The organism is Streptococcus mitis (assembly GCF_002096925.1).
Taxonomy (GTDB): Bacteria; Bacillota; Bacilli; order Lactobacillales; family Streptococcaceae; genus Streptococcus; species Streptococcus mitis_AF.
In genome coordinates, this window is the sequence record NZ_NCVN01000079.1 from 1 (window position 1) to 1,470 (window position 1,470).

A 1,470-nucleotide genomic window follows, 5' to 3' on the forward strand; every position below is an offset into this window, starting at 1 on the left:
AAAAAGACAGTAAAAAGCTCAAAAAATCACTTCCTGTGCTATACTGTAATTGAAATTTTTTTAGTTTTGGCGTTAGAACTGTTTCCTCAGTCCTAGCGCCTTTTCTTTTTGATAAGTCTGCTTGGTGGAGAGTAGTTTGTAAATGATTCTGAGAATCTTATGAGCACAAGCAATAATCGCCTTCCTCTTGCTTCCTCTTTGAGAAATTCGATTGTAAAAAGAAGAAAAAGCTGGATCCTTAGAATGTGCTGCAATTAATCCCGATAGTGTCAAAGCCTGTTTGATATAGTGATTTCCTTGCGTGATGTGTGAGGATTTTTTAATGCCAGCACTTTCATAAGACCCTAGACAGAGCCCAGCCCATGATACTAAGTGTGCATCGGATGGAAAGGTCGTAACAGTTGCTCCAATCTCAGCTAGAATAGTGGCAGCACATTTTTCATTCACACCTGGAATGGTTTGAAGTATCCTCTTTTCCTCAGGGAAACTCCTTTTCGATGTAGTGTTGAATCTCATCGGTCAATTTTTCAATGAGTTCCTGATACATCTGACACTCCTCTAAGCTCTGGCCTAAGAGGAAGCGGTCTTCTAGTGACAACTTTCCTTCCATCGTTTCAACAAGTTCTTCTGGACTTGCTTTCACGCGTTTCTGAATACAAGGGATAACAGATTCTATATCAATTGTTTCTCCGTTAATGAATAATTTTAAAAGTGCTTGCCCCGTCTTAGAAAAAATATCAGAAAGATAACAGCTTAGCTTGATATTGGCCCGTTGTAAGAGATTGTGAATTTCAGTTTTGACTTGAGTTTGGCGTTGCTTGTAACAACGCATGCGACGTGTCAGTAAACGAAGCTGTACCACTTCAGGGGCAGGGATATAGGAAGGTTCAATCAGTTCGCAACGGCCGAGTTGAGCAATCCATTCAGCGTCCTTCACGTCTGTCTTACGACCGGGTACATTCTTGATATGTTGAGGATTGGCAAGTACTAAGACGAGATCAGAATCTGAAAAGATAGTAAAGAGAGGGAGCCAATATTGCCCAGTACTTTCAAAAAAGACATGTGTGATATGGTTTTTCACCATCCAATCTAAGGCATTGCGAAGAGCTACTATAGTTGTCCCAAATTTCTTCTGAATTTTCTTTGGTTTATTGGTATCTAGTGGACAGTCTAGAATACAACAAACAATGGATTTTTGGTGGACATCAATACCACAACACGTTTCAATCATGACTTCCATTATAAAAACCTCCTGTTAACTATTTGAACAATAGAACAAGAGGCTACTAGTAAGATATTTTCATGCTCAAGGCATATTCGAGTTAGCTCACGACTCTTGTTCATCTAGCTTTTTTATACAGGCTAGGAAAAGCCCTATTAAACACCACGGTTTGGTATTGTTCGCCTTCATTATAGGCTAAACTTCTTTTTCTGTCATGAGTTAGCAGGATCTGCCTGCTTGGAGTTTTT

At 39.5% G+C, this 1,470-nt stretch carries 2 protein-coding genes; both read right to left on the bottom strand.

The genetic code is table 11. The annotated features are described in order from the left end of the window. Positions 1-72: 72 nt before the first annotated feature. A complete protein-coding gene (locus B7692_RS07700) occupies positions 73-516 on the bottom strand; it encodes a transposase (RefSeq protein ID WP_084930366.1) in 444 nt (147 codons plus the stop codon). Further along, a complete protein-coding gene (locus tag B7692_RS07705; RefSeq protein ID WP_084930367.1) occupies positions 479-1,240 on the bottom strand; it encodes an IS110 family transposase in 762 nt (253 codons plus the stop codon). Before B7692_RS07705 ends, B7692_RS07700 begins: the two co-directional genes overlap by 38 nt. Positions 1,241-1,470 lie beyond the last annotated feature (230 nt).